Source organism: Rossellomorea vietnamensis (assembly GCF_025398035.1).
Taxonomy (GTDB): Bacteria; Bacillota; Bacilli; order Bacillales; family Bacillaceae_B; genus Rossellomorea; species Rossellomorea vietnamensis_B.
In genome coordinates, this window is sequence record NZ_CP104558.1 from 1,524,382 (window position 1) to 1,541,294 (window position 16,913).

A 16,913-nucleotide genomic window follows, 5' to 3' on the forward strand; every position below is an offset into this window, starting at 1 on the left:
ATGTGTATTATGATAAACTATTTTAAAACAAATGTGGAGGGAAAATAAGTGGAAATCACAATAGATTCATCCATTACGAGTAAAATCCCCGATTTCAAAGTCGGATTCATTCAATACCATCATATCGAAGTCGGCTCTTCCCCTCAAATGCTGAAGGGCAGACTTCAACTGTTTCAGGAATCGATATTCTTTGACCTTCATGATAAGAGTGTCGCTGAACTGGAAGGGATTGCCGCCTGGAGGGAAATCTTCAAGAGTACAGGAAAAGATCCAAACCGGTACCGTCATTCAGCCGAGGCCCTTTTCCGCCGTGTCAAAAAACAAAACTATCTGACGACCATCAACTCTGCCATCGATCTCAATAACTTCTTCTCCCTTCAATACGAAGTGCCGATCGGTATCTACGACTGTTCGGGGCTCAAGGGAAATCACATCGAGTTAAAAGTAGGGGAAACGGGACAAACCTACACAGGGCTCAACGGCCGGGAAAACTCCCTGGAAAACCTCATCGTCGCCTGTGACGGGGACGGACCTTTCGGAAGTCCATTCGTCGATTCTGATCGTGCACCCGTCGGGGAACAGACGAAAAATGCCGTACAGATCATTTTTTTGAAGCCATCCCTTTCTAAAGAAGAAAGCGGGAAACTGACGAAATCATTGATGGATATGTTCATCGGGATTCATGGAGGGGAAGGTTCGTTTGAAGTGGTTGGTGGATAGTGAATTCTTCAACTCAATTTTGACAGTGGCCGGGTTCAATCCGAATCCGGCCGAAATTCACCATAATCCGACCATTTTTATCGTGAAACCAGCCGAAATCACGTTGAATCCGGCCATTTTTTGAGAAAATCCAGCCGTTTCAGCAGCTAATAATCCAGCCAATTAACAATAAATGTAAACCCTGAGCAACTACTCGAGACAATCACACTTACTCCTCAAAAAAAGAGAGCCCCATGGACCCTCTCCCTTCAAAAAAACCTACACCCACCACATATCCGACGGCTGCTCCTCAATCAAGATCGATTTCAGATTCTTGACGGCACGGCCGAATCCTTCTTCAATCGACATGATCGGATCTTCATGCTCGATGCTTACGACATAATCATACCCGAATGTGCGCAGGGCACTCATCATATCCGACCACTCCTGCAAGGAATGCCCGCATCCAACCGAACGGAAGGACCACGCCCGCGTCTGGATGCTGCCGTATGGCTGCATATCTGTCAGACCGTACATGTTGACGTTGTCCTGGTCGATGTAGGTGTCCTTTGCATGGAAATGGTGGATTGCATTTTCTTTTCCAAGGATCTTGATCGCTGCAACCGGATCGATCCCTTGCCACCAAAGATGACTTGGGTCCAGGTTGGCTCCGATCGCATCGCATGTTTCTTCACGAAGCTTCAATAACGTATACGGGGTATGTACAAGGAATCCCCCGTGGAGCTCGAGACCGATTTTTACATTATGATCCTCTGCAAGCTTCCCTATCTCTTTCCAATATGGAATCAACTTTTCTTCCCACTGCCATTTCAGGATATCCCCGTATTCGTTCGGCCAAGGAGATACCGGCCAGTTCGGATGCTTGGCTTCTTCATGGTCCCCTGCGGTTCCGGAGAAGCAGTTGACGACCGGTACATTCATCAACCCGGCAAGCTTGATCGTTTTCTGCAGGGCCACATGGGATTCTTCAGCAAAGACGGCATCAGGTGAAATCGGATTTCCGTGACAGCTGAAAGCACTGATCTCAAGGCCTCTAGACGTCACTTTCTCTAAGTACTCGTTTCTCTTTTCTTCACTTTCTAAAAGGGCGTCCAGGTCACAGTGGGCATTTCCGGGATATCCTCCCGTGCCGATTTCGACTGCATGAAGACCGGCTTCTTTTACATAATCAAGCATTTCTTCAAGATTTTTTTGTGAAAATAATACGGTGAATACGCCTAGTTTCATTTATACTTCCTCCTATTTCAGTGTGATGCTTTGTCCGGTTTCACTGCTTTTATAAATGGCATCTATGATTTGGGACACCTGCATGGCTTCCTCTGGCTTCACAACCAACTGCTCTAAACCGAGACAGCTGTTAATGAAGTTCTGGGCTTGTGGAAGACTCGGATCGTCTTCACCGGGGACCCAATCCGCGTCACTATTCAGGAGCATGCCGTGTTTCATCTGGTTCATCTGGAACGGGAATAAATCGATTCCCCCCGTTACCCCTGAGATACTCATGCTTTCTTCATCACTCTTCACGTTTGCGGACCACGACGTTTCAAAAAGCATGGATGCACCGTTATCGAATCTGATATAAGCGGTCACGTGGTCATCGACTTCGAAGCTCTCTTTATCGAAATCTCCCCATTGATTCACTTGATCAGGCATTCTACTAAGTTTGTTATAGGTCGTCCCCGTTACCTCAACAGGTGACGGATTTCCGAGAAGCCATAGGGATAGATCAAGGAAGTGACATCCGTAGTCGATGAGGCTTCCGCCGCCTTGAAGCTCCTTATTGGTAAAGACTCCCCAGCCCGGTACTTTGCGGCGACGGATCGCTCTTGCCCTTGCGACCATCGGTTCTCCGATTTCATCTTCCATGATCACCCGCTTCGCCGCACGTGAGTCCTTCATGAAGCGATAATGATAGGCGATCGCCAGTACCTTCCCTGATTCTTCAGCGGCACCGATCATTCTTTCACATTCCTCAGGAGTCATGGCCATAGGTTTCTCACAAAACACGTGAAGACCCGCTTCGAGGGCGGCAATCGTGATTTCCGCATGAAATTTATTCGGAGTACAGACCGTTACGGCATCCACATGCCCGAACATGTCCCGATAATCACTGAACACGTGCGGGATGTTAAAAGTTTCTGCCACGGTTTGAGCGGTGACGGGATTGATATCACTGATCGCTTCAATCGATACTGAATCTGATAGTTTAATAAAAGTAGGGATGTGACGCGTCTGGGCGATCCCCCCGACGCCGATCACTCCCATCCGAAGTTTGGTCATCGTTCGCATTCCCCTTTATAGCTTTACAATTCGTTTAGTTTCACTTGATTCAAGGGCAGCCAATACAACCTCAAGTGATCTCTTTCCTTCTTCACCCGGTACGGCAGGCTCTGCATCGTGAAGGATGCTGTGTACAAATTGATCGATTACCCGGGAATTCGACTGTCCTCCCTCGTCATTCGTTTGAATGCCGCCAAGTTCATACTTCACGACTTCCCCACTCGAGTATTGCACGATAAGGGAGTTGACCGGATCATCTTCTAAACGGAGAATCGCTTTCTCCCCATATATGATGGTCGAGTTGTCTTCTTTGGACACATAAGACCAGCTTGCTGCAAGGGTACCGATTGTACCGCTTTCCGTTTTCAATACGCAGACTGCCGTATCATCCACATCGGCATTTTCCTTTGCGCTAGTTTCCACAAAGGCCCCGACTTCGGCAAATTCTTCCCCTAAGATGTAACGGAGAAGATCTGTTTTATGAACACCAAGGTCACCCATGGCACCGATGAACGCTTCATCCTTTTTGAAGAACCAGCTATCCTTGCCATCAGCACTCCAGCCTTCAGGACCACCGTGGCCGAATGCCGAACGGAAGCTGTAGATTTTGCCCACTTCACCGTTTTCAATCAGCTGCTTCGCCTTTTGATGGGAAGGGACAAAACGCTGGTTGTGAGCGATCATCAGCTTTTTACCGCTTTTTACGGAGGCATCGATCATGCTTTCTGCTTCTTCACTTGAAGTCGCCATCGGCTTTTCACATAGTACATGCTTTCCTGCGTTCAGGGCATCGATGGAAACCGGTGCATGCAGGTAGTTCGGTGTACATACGCTCACTGCTTCTACATCAGCGTTTGCCAGCAGTTCTTTATAATTGGTATAGGCTTTAGCTCCGACTGCATCGGCGATTTTCCATGCCCGCTCCTCAACGATGTCACACACGGCGACTACCTCAACGTTTGGATTATTTGCGTATTCCGGAAGGTGACGGTGCTGAGCGATGCTTCCACATCCGATAACTCCGATTTTTAATGTATTCATGATTTTTCCTCCTCTATTTTCAGTTTGATCCTTTGATTTCTTCGAGCGGCTTTGCATTCCCATATACAGGTCTTGCATGATCCACTGGCGCTGCCCATTTCACTGCATTGACGATGACCTTTTGGACATTTTCATTGTAATAAGTAGGATAGGTTTCATGTCCCGGACGGAAGTAAAATACTTTTCCGTTCCCGCGCTGATACGTACACCCGCTTCTGAACACTTCTCCACCCTCGAACCAACTGACCATCACAAGCTGATCAGGAGCCGGGATGTCAAAATGCTCTCCATACATTTCTTCTTTTTCAAGCTCGAAATATTCCCCCAAACCGGCTGTGATCGGATGGCTCGGGTCGACGATCCAGATGCGTTCCTTCTCATCCGCTTCCCGCCACTTAAGGTCACAGGATGTCCCCATCAAGGTTTTGAAAATTTTAGAGAAATGACCTGAATGAAGGACGATCAATCCCATCCCGTCGAGGACCCGCTGTTTCACCCGTTCAACCACTTCGTCCTTCACTTCTTCATGGGCGATATGGCCCCACCAGACCAATACATCTGTGCCTTCCAGCACTTCTTCCGTCAATCCGTGATCTCCTTCATCCAATGTAGCGGTTTTCACATTGCAGGACGCTTCTCCGAGGAAAGAAGCGATGGCACCATGAATTCCTTCAGGATACACTTCCCTCACTTTCGGATTCTTTTGTTCATGACGATTTTCATTCCATACGGTTACGTTTATCATTGTAAAACCTCCAAGTTAAGTTTTGGCATGCCGGTATTCATTTGGTGTGAGACCGGTATGTTTCTTGAATACTTTACTGAAATATTTTTCATTTCCATACCCTACACCATAGGCCACTTCATAAATTTTCAAGTAAGGATTTTCAAGGAGCTTCTTTGCCTTCTCCATCCGGATATTCGTGACATAATCTGTGATGGTCGCTCCATAATCCTGCTTAAACTTACGGGAAATGTATTCCCGGCTTAAATAGAACCTGTCGGCAATGTTCTGAAGATTGATATCCTCCTGATAGTGCTGCTGCAGATATTCCTCAATATATTGCATATTGTTTTTTTCCTTTTGATATTTAGCCTGTGTCAGCGTTTGAATGAGTTCGATAAACTCTTTCGTCTTTTCATCTTTAAATTTTCTGAACGAAAACGAGCCGTCCTCCCTCCAGTAATCCGTGCCCCGGTAAAAAGCTTTCTGGCGTCTGATCTCGTATTCTTTCAACCAATTATTCCGCAGGATCTCAAACTGATCCTCCCACACCTGGATCTGCTCGAGGGAAAGTATATGGCTGTTTTCTAATTTCGAAAAGATCCCTTCCAGCTGGGACTGAACCTGTTCCCTGCTTCCCGAACGAATCGCCCACTTCAATTCATTGGAATGATCCAGTAAATGGAGATGGGATCCTGCCTTCACATCCTGATGGGTAACAAACTTCTTCTGGGCAAGGAGGGGGTGCCTGGAATACACTTCAAGGGCGGATTCATAAGCTTCCTTCACCTTTCTCGACTTCTGACCAAGAGCCATGACCGGGGACACCCTTCCATATTGATAGATCAATGAGTGGATTTCCTCCAGTAAATACGTTACATGCTTATGATGCCAGAAGAGGATAACAAGTTCTTCTTCTTTGTTACTATTCCGGAAACAAACCCCATCGTTCTGCTTTCGTAAAAGCTCATTGCAAATATTGATGATGGTAAAAAAGGCAAGATCCCTGTCTCCTTGAAAAGACTTCATCACGATCGGCTTGATCGGCAGGAGTGCAACAGTCTTATGCAGCTTTTCGATGGACACACCGAACTCTTTTTCAACTTTTTCTGCCATCTCTTTTGTCATGCCCTCTTTCGAACAAAGGGTCGAGAAGAACCGGTCCCAGTAAAGGGGTTTCACTTCATTCATTACCCGGCTCTCCTCCACTTGAGATTTTCTTGAGCGTGCCTGCTCATTCCACTCCTTCACCGCCTTATCCAGCGTGTCATTCAGCACATCCGGTTCAATCGGTTTCAGAATGTAATCGAAGCTCTTATAATGGATGGCGTTTCTCATATATTCAAAGTCATCATATCCGCTAACAACGATGGTCTTGCTTGTCAGTTCAGAGGCATGAAGCCATTTTAACAGGGTGATTCCGTCCCTTTTCGGCATCCGCATATCCGTGAAGATGATCTCGGGCCTGTGCTCTGTGATCAATTCAATGGCTTCGTCTCCATCTTCCGCCTCGAGGATGGTGTGGATACCGTGCTTTTCCCATTCTGCCAACAAAAGTAACCCTTCGCGCACATGCTTTTCGTCATCAATGATGATTGCTTTCATTTGCCTCACCCTCCATTCGTAACGGCACCCTCATGGTGACCATTAAGCCCCCCTCTTCATGATTCAGAAGGAGAAGAGTGGCCTTATGGTCATAGTAAAGCTTCAATCTTACATACACATTCTTCAGCCCGATATTGGTTTCTTCACCGGTTTTGTTCCATGCATCTGCTTTGAAGTGCTCTTCTATTTCCCTGAGCCTTTCTTCTGTCACCCCTGCCCCATTGTCCCGGACGACCATCACCAGTTCTGCCCCATCCTGAAAGCAGGTCAGATCAATCCTCCCCACTCCATCACGGATATCGAAACCGTGCTTGAAGTAGTTTTCTATGAGGGGCTGCAGAATCATTTTGGGAACCTGGACCTCCTTCACCCCTTCGTCCACTTCGACACTATACTCCAGGTTTTCGCCGAACCGCTCCTTTTGTAAAAGGAGATACGCATTCGTATAATTGATTTCTTTACTTAAAGGAACCACATCCTCCTCCATATTCATCCCATACCTCATGATTTTAGATAAATGGGTGATCAGGGAGTATATTTGCGGAACCCTGTTCTTAAGGGCAATCGTCCCGATGGACTGCAGGGCATTGTAAAGAAAATGGGGATTGATCTGCGACTGCAGTACCTTTAATTGATTCGTTTTATTTTCAAGCTCCAGCTTGTATTCCCTGTTGATCAAGTGATTGATCCGCTCGATCATCTGCTGAAATCGATTTCCAAGGATGCCGATTTCATCAAAGCCGAATGATTCCGCCTGTACCTTCATATTCCCTTTTTCCACCTCCTGGATATTCGAAAGCAGTATCCGGATTGGAGATGTAATTTTGAAGGAAACAAACAGAGTCGCCAGCACCACGAGGGTCAATCCAAGGACCCCGAACAAAATATTGATCTTCGCCACACTAAAGGCACTTTCATAGAGGTTCGCATACGATACCCTCTTCACCAGGAACCATCCGCCTGCGGAAGCCGGGAGCTGATCGTACATCATCACCCCGTTGAACGTATCTTCCTTCCACTCAAGGGTCCCTGAGACATCCTTCGATTCCATGATCTTTCTGATCCATTTCTGATTGTTTCCATCATCCGATACGTCGCGATCCGAGCTGTAGATCATTTCCCCTTCTGAAGATAATAAATAAAATTCCTCTGATTCAGGATTATAGAGGTTCCTGCTCAAATCGATGATTTTATCAGGTGAGATGTCCAGGGATATATAAGCCAATACCTCATCACCCGGAACATTGCGGAATGCCCGGTGGATCGTGATGATTTCCTTCGAACGATTAATATTCTCCTCTTCCTGACTATAGGTTGGTTCAATGTACATGTTATATGGGCTTCGCTCAGCCTTCCTGAAGTATTCCCACTGTGAATCTTTTATTCTATTAGAGAACACAACGGTCGAACGCTTCGTTGCCGAAATGACCCGGTCACCGTCAGCGAAGGATATTCGCACCCCGTTGATCGTATCCCCTGTGTAGAGAATCGTTTGCACAATATTCTTCACGATGCCGATCGTCAGGTAATTATTCTCCTTACCCGGTGACCTCATGAAATTGATGAAATCAGGATTATTATAAAGAGACAGCGATAACCCGTTGAGCTCATTGATATAGCTCTCCAAGTTCACCTTCCCCTGATAAAGGAGATTACTGCTTTCCTTCACCACCTGCTCCTCTATCGAATCCTTCGTATACAAATATGTAATGATGATCGAACTGCCAAACGGCACAATCGTCGTGATCATCAACAACGCAATCAACTTATTCCGAATGCTTGTCTTTAACATGAGGGACGGACCTCCCAGGTCTCACTTATACACTAGTATAAAGTGTTATTCCCCGCTCTTGGAAGTGTTTTTTCGAAATATTCCTACTAAACTTATTAAATAGAAAGCATGCCTTTAATAGACATGCTTTCCATTACTCTGTTTACTTCAAGTTATCCCATGTTTGTTGGAATCGCTCAAGTACAGTATCATAATCAATTTTTCCGGCTGCATATTCCTGGATCGTTGCAGCAAATTCTTTGTTCGCTCCATCCGGCCATTTGAACCAAGTCCAAGGAATCGTTTTCTCATCTTTAGAGTAGTCAAGGATGGATTGACCCAGGTCACCAAGACCATTCGGCTCGATATTATCAAAGGCAGGGATGAACGCAAATTCTTCTGTGATATAACGCTTACCTGTTTCAGAAGAAACCATCCACTCCAAGAATGTTTTCGCTTCTTCAAGATGTTTAGAGTTCTTATTCAATACCCAGTTATTCGGCACACCGACAGGAAGGCGATCTGCATTCTCGTCATTGCTGATCGGAATCGGAAGGAAGCCCATGTTGATATCAGGGTTGATCTCCGTGATCATGTTCTCCGTCCAGTTCCCTTGTTGAAGCATCGCCGTTTCACCAGAAGCAAACAACGTTACCTGCGTATTATAATCCGTCGTTAAAGGATTATCGTTGGCATATTTAAGTTCAGTGTCGAGTACTTCCTTGAACTGTTTGAACTTCTCGTTTCCTACAATCTTCTCAGATCCGTCATAAAGTCCCGCGATGAACTTATCCGGATCTTCCTGTTGTGCAAAAGGAATGTTCAGTAAATGCTGCCCGATTACCCACCACTCGCCGTAACCAGCTGAGAATGGAGTAATTTTCTTCGCCTCGAGCTTCTTCGCAGCGTCTTTCAACTCATCAATCGTTTTAGGAGGCTCAGTAATGCCTGCTTTTTCGAATAAATCTTTGTTGTAAACAAAACCATACCCTTCCAAGTTAACAGGCATACCGTAAAGCTTGCCATCCTCATCCGTCATCGGAACTTTCCCGATCGGAAGGACATGCTCAACCCAAGGCTCACCAGAAAGATCCGCAAGCTTCTCTTTCCAAAGCTCTAACTCTTTGAATCCACCATTGTTGAAAATATCCGGCTCTTCACCTGAAGCAAATTTCGCTTTAAGGGCAGCACCGTAATCAGCACCTCCACCAACGGTTTCAAGCTTGATCTTAATGTTCGGATGCTCCGCTTCGAATTCTTTGATCATTTCCTGAAGCTGATCGGCAATTTCAACCTTGAACTGGAAGAAATTCAGTGTTACAACATCATCACCTGAACCCGAATCCCCGCTTGAGCTGCTTGTTTTGTCTTTAGAAGAACAACCGGCAATGATTCCAAATACTAAAACCAAAGACATACACAGTAATAAAATACGTTTCATAAATGGATTGACCTCCCTGATATAAAATATTTTATATAAATTTCTGTATCAATGATAGACCATCTCGACAGAAACTTTATATCTACTTGATCGAACCTGAAGCAATCCCTTTAATGATATGCTTCTGTAAAAATAGGAAGAAGATGATGATTGGCGTAATCCCGAGAACCAAGGCTGCAAGACCCATATCCCACTGCTTTGTGTACTGTGCAAAGAAGGAACTTGCTGCAAGGGGGATCGTACGCAGCTCTGCATCCTGTAACACAAGTAATGGAAGGAGATAATCATTCCAGATCCATAATGTGTTCAAAATGATCACCGTAACCGTAATCGGCTTCAGTAATGGGAAAACAATTCTCCAAAACACGCCAAACTGACTGCAGCCGTCTATCATCGCTGATTCCTCGATTTCAATCGGGACGGTTTTCACAAATCCGTGATATAAGAACAGGGACAGTGGCACTCCGAACCCAAAGTACATGAGAATGAGACCGGGAATGCTATTTGTCAGTCCCAGTGTCCCCCCGACCTTCATCAAGGGAATCATTACCGTCTGGAACGGGATCACCATGGCGGATACAAAGATGACAAATAGGATCTTACTGAACTTCCCTGGTGTGCGAACCATCTTCCATGCTGCCATGGAACTGATGATCACTAGGCCTATATTGCTAAAAACGGTGATGATTAATGAGTTCCAGAAAGCCCGGGGAAAATTGATGACTTCCCACACTTTTGCGTAGTTCGAAAACATAAATTCTTCCGGCCATGCTGCCGCATCAATCAGAATCGCAGCAAATGGTTTCACCGAGTTGACCAGTACGAAGTAGAAAGGGATAAGGAAGATGAGCCCGATCACAATCCCGATGATCTCTAATACAAATGTCCTTTTCGTATAGCGATTGCCCATTATGCCTCAACCTCCTTCTTCTTCGTCACCATCACTTGAACCGTCGTAAATACAGCCACTACCACGAAGAACAGAATCGACTTCGCTGTCCCAAGTCCATAACGGTTATTCTGGAACGCTTCCTGATAGATATTGATGGCCACGGACTGTGTAGAATTGAACGGTCCACCGCCTGTTAAGGAAATATTCAGATCGAATATTTTAAAGGCCATCGAAATCGTCAGGAAGAAACAAATCGTGAATGCAGGTAGTATTAATGGAATGATGATCTTCGTCAGGAGGGTCCAATTCGATGCACCATCTATCTTCGCTGCTTCAAGAAGTGAATTGTCCACCCCTTGCAATGCTGCCACGTAAATGACCATCATGTATCCGGAGATCTGCCATGCAAATACGATGACAATCCCCCAGAAAGCCGTCTTCTCATCACCCAGCCACGGCATTTTAAAGAATCCGATATCCGTCATATTCCCAAGTGACGCGAATCCTTTAACAAAGATGAACTGCCATATGAACCCGAGTAACAAACCCCCGATGACGTTGGGGATAAAGAATACCGTCCTCAGGATATTGCGCGTCTTCAGCGCGGCATTCAATAATAGGGCAAATCCGAATCCTATCAGGTTACTGATGATCACTGCCGCAAACATAAACTTTGTCGTGAACATAAATGAATTGAAGAATGTCTTATCATCTGTGAAGATCTTTTTGTAGTTATCGAACCCAACCCACTCAACTACCGAACTTACACCATTCCATGAGGTGAAGGAATAATACACACCCATCAAAAACGGAAGAATCTGAATCACTAAGAAAAATAAAAGTGCCGGTCCTACAAAGGCAGCGTACGTCAGCAAGCTCTTATACTTGAACTTCTTCTTCGTCACTGCCTTCATTTGTACATCTGGGCTTACTGGTCCAGTCTGAATCTTTGGTTCCACCCGAATCACCACCCTAACTATGTAATCGCTTTCTTATATTATAATGGTAGCGCTTTCTCAATAAGGGGAACTCAATTGACGAAGAAGGTGCACTATTTTGACTAGATGGGTTTTGTTTTGGTGGGTGATGGGTAAAAGAAAAGGTTGTGAGTTTTGTGTAAAAAATTAGTTTTGCAAATCATTAAGTGGTGTTGAAATAATGCTGAAATTTGAACAAATAAAAAAGACTTCCTCATAAAGAGAAAGTCTGTCGTATGTAAGTTGGAGCGGGTGAAGGGAATCGAACCCTCATCATCAGCTTGGAAGGCTGAGGTTTTACCACTAAACTACACCCGCGATGTGGTACCGGTGGCCGGGATCGAACCGGCACTCCAGAGGAACACGATTTTGAGTCGTGCGCGTCTGCCAATTCCGCCACACCGGCATTACATATGGAGGCGGCAACCGGATTTGAACCGGTGATCAGGGTTTTGCAGACCCATGCCTTACCACTTGGCTATGCCGCCATATTATTGGAGCGGAAGACGGGATTCGAACCCGCGACCCCCACCTTGGCAAGGTGGTGTTCTACCACTGAACTACTTCCGCACTACTGGGCTAGCTGGATTCGAACCAACGCATGTCGCAGTCAAAGTGCGATGCCTTACCGCTTGGCTATAGCCCACTGATAGTATATGTCACGGAAATAAAAATGTGACTTTTATGGGGCGACTGATGGGAATCGAACCCACGAATGCCTGAACCACAATCAGGTGCGTTAACCACTTCGCCACAATCGCCATGTTAAAATTGGCAGGGGTAGTAGGAATCGAACCCACACCAAAGGTTTTGGAGACCTTCGTTCTACCGTTAAACTATACCCCTATGAAATATATTAATTTAACAAAATCAATATGCTATCCGTCTAGATTACTGTGCTCCGCTATCGCTTCGCATAGTTTAAGGAGGATTATTTTACTCCGCTGTCGCTTCGTAAAAAATCTTGGTGGAGGGGGGCAGATTCGAACTGCCGAACCCGAAGGAGCGGATTTACAGTCCGCCGCGTTTAGCCACTTCGCTACCCCTCCAGCTACATCACTTGACTGGTGCCGGCAAGAGGACTTGAACCCCCAACCTACTGATTACAAGTCAGTTGCTCTACCAGTTGAGCTACACCGGCATCAAGTAAATAAATGGTGGCTCAGGACGGAATCGAACCGCCGACACATGGATTTTCAGTCCATTGCTCTACCAACTGAGCTACTGAGCCACTATGTAAAATGAAAATGGCGGTCCGGACGGGACTCGAACCCGCGACCTCCTGCGTGACAGGCAGGCATTCTAACCAACTGAACTACCGGACCAGAGTTTTTTCACGACAGTGAAAATAACTATCCATACGTGACTCATGAAAGATTAACGATAACCTTTTATATAACGAGTCAAAAATGGTATTGCGGGGACAGGATTTGAACCTGCGACCTTCGGGTTATGAGCCCGACGAGCTACCGAACTGCTCCACCCCGCGACGATAAGATATGTTAAGGTACACATATTAATTAAGGAAGATTATTTTACTCCGCTTACGCTTCGTAAAAAATCATGGTGGAGGATGACGGGATCGAACCGCCGACCCTCTGCTTGTAAGGCAGATGCTCTCCCAGCTGAGCTAATCCTCCATATTACTTGGTACGTTATTTTGCTTTTGCAAAAAACTTTGGTGACCCATACGGGATTCGAACCCGTGTTACCGCCGTGAAAGGGCGGTGTCTTAACCGCTTGACCAATGGGCCTTGTTGAAAATATAAATGGCGGAGAGCAAGGGATTTGAACCCTTGAGACAGCGTTAACCGTCTACACGATTTCCAATCGTGCTCCTTCGGCCACTCGGACAGCTCTCCATATATTGGCTCCGCAGGCAAGATTCGAACTTGCGACCGATCGGTTAACAGCCGATAGCTCTACCACTGAGCTACTGCGGAACGATATGCCTGGCGACGTCCTACTCTCACAGGGGGAGATCCCCCAACTACCATCGGCGCTGAAGAGCTTAACTTCCGTGTTCGGCATGGGAACGGGTGTGACCTCTTCGCCATTGTCACCAGACTATGTATTGTCTCTTTTTTAAGGACAAGTACTATTATATCGTGTAGATAATTTTTTTCAAGGATTTTTTTATATTTTCATATAAATTTTATTCCTTCAAAACTAGATAAAGGATTGATGTCAAGAAAGCCGAATATCGACCAATTGTTGCATCTACTATTGAAAGTAGAATGCAGTCCAGCTCCGGCGGCTAGAGACTCGAGGTCATTTCAGTTCAATCAGCTGAGGGTAAAGAGCACCCTCTTCTGATTGCCCAGAAATGCTTGTCGTCTCTGTTCAAGCCGCCTCCGCTTTATAGTGTGGTTAAGTCCTCGATCGATTAGTATCAGTCAACTCCACATGTCGCCATGCTTCCATCTCTGACCTATCTACCTAGTCATCTTCTAGGGATCTTACTCACATACGTGATGGGAAATCTCATCTCGAGGGGGGCTTCATGCTTAGATGCTTTCAGCACTTATCCCTTCCGCACATAGCTACCCAGCGATGCCTTTGGCAAGACAACTGGTACACCAGCGGTGCGTCCATCCCGGTCCTCTCGTACTAAGGACAGCTCCTCTCAAATTTCCTGCGCCCACGACGGATAGGGACCGAACTGTCTCACGACGTTCTGAACCCAGCTCGCGTACCGCTTTAATGGGCGAACAGCCCAACCCTTGGGACCGACTACAGCCCCAGGATGCGATGAGCCGACATCGAGGTGCCAAACCTCCCCGTCGATGTGGACTCTTGGGGGAGATAAGCCTGTTATCCCCGGGGTAGCTTTTATCCGTTGAGCGATGGCCCTTCCATGCGGAACCACCGGATCACTAAGCCCGACTTTCGTCCCTGCTCGACTTGTAGGTCTCGCAGTCAAGCTCCCTTGTGCCTTTACACTCTGCGAATGATTTCCAACCATTCTGAGGGAACCTTTGGGCGCCTCCGTTACTCTTTAGGAGGCGACCGCCCCAGTCAAACTGCCCACCTGACACTGTCTCCCACCCCGATAAGGGGCGCGGGTTAGAATTTCAATACAGCCAGGGTAGTATCCCACCGATGCCTCCACCGAAGCTGGCGCTCCGGTTTCCAAGGCTCCTACCTATCCTGTACAAGCTGTACCAAAATTCAATATCAGGCTACAGTAAAGCTCCACGGGGTCTTTCCGTCCTGTCGCGGGTAACCTGCATCTTCACAGGTACTATAATTTCACCGAGTCTCTCGTTGAGACAGTGCCCAGATCGTTACGCCTTTCGTGCGGGTCGGAACTTACCCGACAAGGAATTTCGCTACCTTAGGACCGTTATAGTTACGGCCGCCGTTTACTGGGGCTTCGATTCGCACCTTCGCTTGCGCTAAGCACTCCTCTTAACCTTCCAGCACCGGGCAGGCGTCAGCCCCTATACTTCGCCTTACGGCTTCGCAGAGACCTGTGTTTTTGCTAAACAGTCGCCTGGGCCTATTCACTGCGGCTCTCTCGGGCTTGCACCCTACCAGAGCACCCCTTCTCCCGAAGTTACGGGGTCATTTTGCCGAGTTCCTTAACGAGAGTTCTCTCGCTCACCTTAGGATTCTCTCCTCGCCTACCTGTGTCGGTTTGCGGTACGGGCACCTTTTTCCTCGCTAGAGGCTTTTCTTGGCAGTGTGGAATCAGGAACTTCGCTACTATAATTCGCTCGCTATCACAGCTCAGCCTTCACGATGACGGGATTTGCCTCATCATCAGCCTAACTGCTTAGACGCACATATCCAGCAGTGCGCTTACCCTATCCTCCTGCGTCCCCCCATTGCTCAAACGGAAAAGAGGTGGTACAGGAATATCAACCTGTTGTCCATCGTCTACGCCTATCGGCCTCGACTTAGGTCCCGACTAACCCTGAGCGGACGAGCCTTCCTCAGGAAACCTTAGGCATTCGGTGGATGGGATTCTCACCCATCTTTCGCTACTCATACCGGCATTCTCACTTCTAAGCACTCCACCAGTCCTTACGGTCTAGCTTCGCAGTCCTTAGAACGCTCTCCTACCACTGACACCTAGAGGTGTCAATCCACAGCTTCGGTGATACGTTTAGCCCCGGTACATTTTCGGCGCAGAGTCACTCGACCAGTGAGCTATTACGCACTCTTTAAATGGTGGCTGCTTCTAAGCCAACATCCTGGTTGTCTAAGCAACTCCACATCCTTTTCCACTTAACGTATACTTTGGGACCTTAGCTGGTGGTCTGGGCTGTTTCCCTTTCGACTACGGATCTTATCACTCGCAGTCTGACTCCCATGGATAAGTCTTTGGCATTCGGAGTTTGTCTGAATTCGGTAACCCGATGAGGGCCCCTAGTCCAAACAGTGCTCTACCTCCAAGACTCTTACACATGAGGCTAGCCCTAAAGCTATTTCGGAGAGAACCAGCTATCTCCAAGTTCGATTGGAATTTCTCCGCTACCCACACCTCATCCCCGCACTTTTCAACGTGCGTGGGTTCGGACCTCCATTCAGTGTTACCTGAACTTCATCCTGGACATGGGTAGATCACCTGGTTTCGGGTCTACGACCACATACTAAAATTCGCCCTATTCAGACTCGCTTTCGCTGCGGCTCCGTCTTATCAACTTAACCTTGCATGGGATCGTAACTCGCCGGTTCATTCTACAAAAGGCACGCCATCACCCGTTAACGGGCTCTGACTACTTGTAGGCACACGGTTTCAGGTTCTATTTCACTCCCCTTCCGGGGTGCTTTTCACCTTTCCCTCACGGTACTGGTTCACTATCGGTCACTAGGGAGTATTTAGCCTTGGGAGATGGTCCTCCCAGCTTCCGACGGGATTTCACGTGTCCCGCCGTACTCAGGATCCACTCAAGAGGGAATGAAGTTTCAACTACAGGGTTGTTACCTTCTTTGACGAGCCTTTCCAGACTTCTTCGTCTACTCCATTCCTTTGTAACTCCGTATAGAGTGTCCTACAACCCCAAGAGGCAAGCCTCTTGGTTTGGGCTATATCCCGTTTCGCTCGCCGCTACTCAGGGAATCGCAATTGCTTTCTCTTCCTCCAGGTACTTAGATGTTTCAGTTCCCTGGGTCTGCCTTCCATACTCTATGTATTCAAGTAAGGATATTGTTCCATTACGAACAATGGGTTCCCCCATTCGGAAATCTCTGGATCAAAGCTCACTTACAGCTCCCCAAAGCATATCGGTGTTAGTCCCGTCCTTCGTCGGCTCCTAGTGCCAAGGCATCCACCGTGCGCCCTTCATAACTTAACCGAATTGGTTGTTACATCAGGTTTAAAACCTAAAATGGCGATACTCGGTAATTTCTTGACTATCAATTTATCTTTATCTAGTTTTCAAAGAACAAACACAACTTCTATCTCGTAAGAGATAAAAAATGTTTTGATGGTTGAACCATCAAAACTGAACAAA

The 16,913-nt window shown here is 46.8% G+C and carries 11 protein-coding genes, 16 tRNA genes and 2 rRNA genes; 2 read left to right on the top strand and 27 right to left on the bottom strand.

The window, feature by feature from the left end; translation table 11 throughout:
* Nucleotides 1-48: 48 nt before the first annotated feature.
* A complete protein-coding gene (locus N5C46_RS07805) occupies nucleotides 49-720 on the top strand; it encodes a B3/B4 domain-containing protein (RefSeq protein ID WP_261751573.1) in 672 nt (223 codons plus the stop codon).
* The gene (locus N5C46_RS07810; protein WP_261751574.1) at nucleotides 701-844 is read left to right on the top strand and encodes a hypothetical protein; all 144 of its coding nucleotides are present in this window, start codon (nucleotides 701-703) and stop codon (nucleotides 842-844) included. Before N5C46_RS07805 ends, N5C46_RS07810 begins: the two co-directional genes overlap by 20 nt.
* 134 nt (nucleotides 845-978) lie before the next feature.
* Here the strand turns inward: N5C46_RS07810 and N5C46_RS07815 are convergent, their stop codons facing one another.
* From N5C46_RS07815 to N5C46_RS07945, 27 genes are all read right to left on the bottom strand, one after another.
* Nucleotides 979-1,947 (bottom strand): sugar phosphate isomerase/epimerase family protein, encoded by a 969-nt coding sequence (locus N5C46_RS07815; RefSeq protein WP_261751575.1) that lies wholly within the window; start codon nucleotides 1,945-1,947, stop codon nucleotides 979-981.
* A gap of 12 nt (nucleotides 1,948-1,959) precedes the next feature.
* Nucleotides 1,960-3,000, bottom strand: a complete 1,041-nt coding sequence (locus N5C46_RS07820; protein ID WP_261751576.1) for a Gfo/Idh/MocA family protein — start codon at nucleotides 2,998-3,000, stop codon at nucleotides 1,960-1,962.
* Nucleotides 3,001-3,015: 15 nt separating this feature from the next.
* Complete coding sequence (locus N5C46_RS07825; protein WP_261751577.1) at nucleotides 3,016-4,041, bottom strand: Gfo/Idh/MocA family protein; 1,026 nt, start codon at nucleotides 4,039-4,041, stop codon at nucleotides 3,016-3,018.
* 19 nt (nucleotides 4,042-4,060) lie between these two features.
* Nucleotides 4,061-4,786 (bottom strand): ThuA domain-containing protein, encoded by a 726-nt coding sequence (locus N5C46_RS07830; protein ID WP_261751578.1) that lies wholly within the window; start codon nucleotides 4,784-4,786, stop codon nucleotides 4,061-4,063.
* A 15-nt stretch (nucleotides 4,787-4,801) separates the two neighbouring features.
* The gene (locus N5C46_RS07835; protein ID WP_261751579.1) at nucleotides 4,802-6,370 is read right to left on the bottom strand and encodes a response regulator transcription factor; all 1,569 of its coding nucleotides are present in this window, start codon (nucleotides 6,368-6,370) and stop codon (nucleotides 4,802-4,804) included.
* On the bottom strand, nucleotides 6,351-8,162 hold the full coding sequence (locus N5C46_RS07840) for a cache domain-containing sensor histidine kinase (protein WP_261751580.1): 1,812 nt from the start codon (nucleotides 8,160-8,162) through the stop codon (nucleotides 6,351-6,353). The genes N5C46_RS07835 and N5C46_RS07840 overlap by 20 nt, the downstream gene beginning before the upstream one ends.
* A gap of 142 nt (nucleotides 8,163-8,304) precedes the next feature.
* On the bottom strand, nucleotides 8,305-9,582 hold the full coding sequence (locus N5C46_RS07845; protein WP_261751581.1) for an ABC transporter substrate-binding protein: 1,278 nt from the start codon (nucleotides 9,580-9,582) through the stop codon (nucleotides 8,305-8,307).
* An 82-nt stretch (nucleotides 9,583-9,664) separates the two neighbouring features.
* Nucleotides 9,665-10,492 carry a carbohydrate ABC transporter permease gene (locus tag N5C46_RS07850; RefSeq protein WP_224520626.1) on the bottom strand — a complete coding sequence of 276 codons (828 nt, stop codon included), beginning with the start codon at nucleotides 10,490-10,492 and terminating at the stop codon, nucleotides 9,665-9,667.
* Nucleotides 10,492-11,388 (bottom strand): carbohydrate ABC transporter permease, encoded by an 897-nt coding sequence (locus tag N5C46_RS07855; protein ID WP_261752307.1) that lies wholly within the window; start codon nucleotides 11,386-11,388, stop codon nucleotides 10,492-10,494. The genes N5C46_RS07850 and N5C46_RS07855 overlap by 1 nt, the downstream gene beginning before the upstream one ends.
* A gap of 307 nt (nucleotides 11,389-11,695) precedes the next feature.
* A tRNA-Gly gene (locus tag N5C46_RS07860) sits at nucleotides 11,696-11,769 on the bottom strand.
* Between the two features lie 4 nt (nucleotides 11,770-11,773).
* Nucleotides 11,774-11,857, bottom strand: a tRNA-Leu gene (locus tag N5C46_RS07865).
* 8 nt (nucleotides 11,858-11,865) lie between these two features.
* Nucleotides 11,866-11,939 (bottom strand) — tRNA-Cys (locus tag N5C46_RS07870).
* A 7-nt stretch (nucleotides 11,940-11,946) separates the two neighbouring features.
* Nucleotides 11,947-12,021 (bottom strand) — tRNA-Gly (locus N5C46_RS07875).
* A gap of 4 nt (nucleotides 12,022-12,025) precedes the next feature.
* Nucleotides 12,026-12,097 (bottom strand) — tRNA-Gln (locus N5C46_RS07880).
* Between the two features lie 39 nt (nucleotides 12,098-12,136).
* Nucleotides 12,137-12,212: transfer RNA gene (locus N5C46_RS07885), tRNA-His, on the bottom strand.
* Nucleotides 12,213-12,223: 11 nt separating this feature from the next.
* A tRNA-Trp gene (locus tag N5C46_RS07890) sits at nucleotides 12,224-12,297 on the bottom strand.
* Between the two features lie 119 nt (nucleotides 12,298-12,416).
* Nucleotides 12,417-12,500, bottom strand: a tRNA-Tyr gene (locus N5C46_RS07895).
* 16 nt (nucleotides 12,501-12,516) lie between these two features.
* Nucleotides 12,517-12,592, bottom strand: a tRNA-Thr gene (locus N5C46_RS07900).
* A 14-nt stretch (nucleotides 12,593-12,606) separates the two neighbouring features.
* Nucleotides 12,607-12,682, bottom strand: a tRNA-Phe gene (locus N5C46_RS07905).
* A 17-nt stretch (nucleotides 12,683-12,699) separates the two neighbouring features.
* Nucleotides 12,700-12,776, bottom strand: a tRNA-Asp gene (locus N5C46_RS07910).
* A gap of 90 nt (nucleotides 12,777-12,866) precedes the next feature.
* A tRNA-Met gene (locus N5C46_RS07915) sits at nucleotides 12,867-12,940 on the bottom strand.
* Nucleotides 12,941-13,015: 75 nt separating this feature from the next.
* A tRNA-Val gene (locus N5C46_RS07920) sits at nucleotides 13,016-13,091 on the bottom strand.
* A gap of 39 nt (nucleotides 13,092-13,130) precedes the next feature.
* A tRNA-Glu gene (locus N5C46_RS07925) sits at nucleotides 13,131-13,205 on the bottom strand.
* A gap of 16 nt (nucleotides 13,206-13,221) precedes the next feature.
* A tRNA-Ser gene (locus N5C46_RS07930) sits at nucleotides 13,222-13,313 on the bottom strand.
* A gap of 6 nt (nucleotides 13,314-13,319) precedes the next feature.
* A tRNA-Asn gene (locus tag N5C46_RS07935) sits at nucleotides 13,320-13,394 on the bottom strand.
* Between the two features lie 7 nt (nucleotides 13,395-13,401).
* Nucleotides 13,402-13,518, bottom strand: a 5S ribosomal RNA gene (gene rrf / locus N5C46_RS07940).
* A gap of 299 nt (nucleotides 13,519-13,817) precedes the next feature.
* Nucleotides 13,818-16,754 (bottom strand): 23S ribosomal RNA (locus N5C46_RS07945).
* Nucleotides 16,755-16,913: the final 159 nt, after the last annotated feature.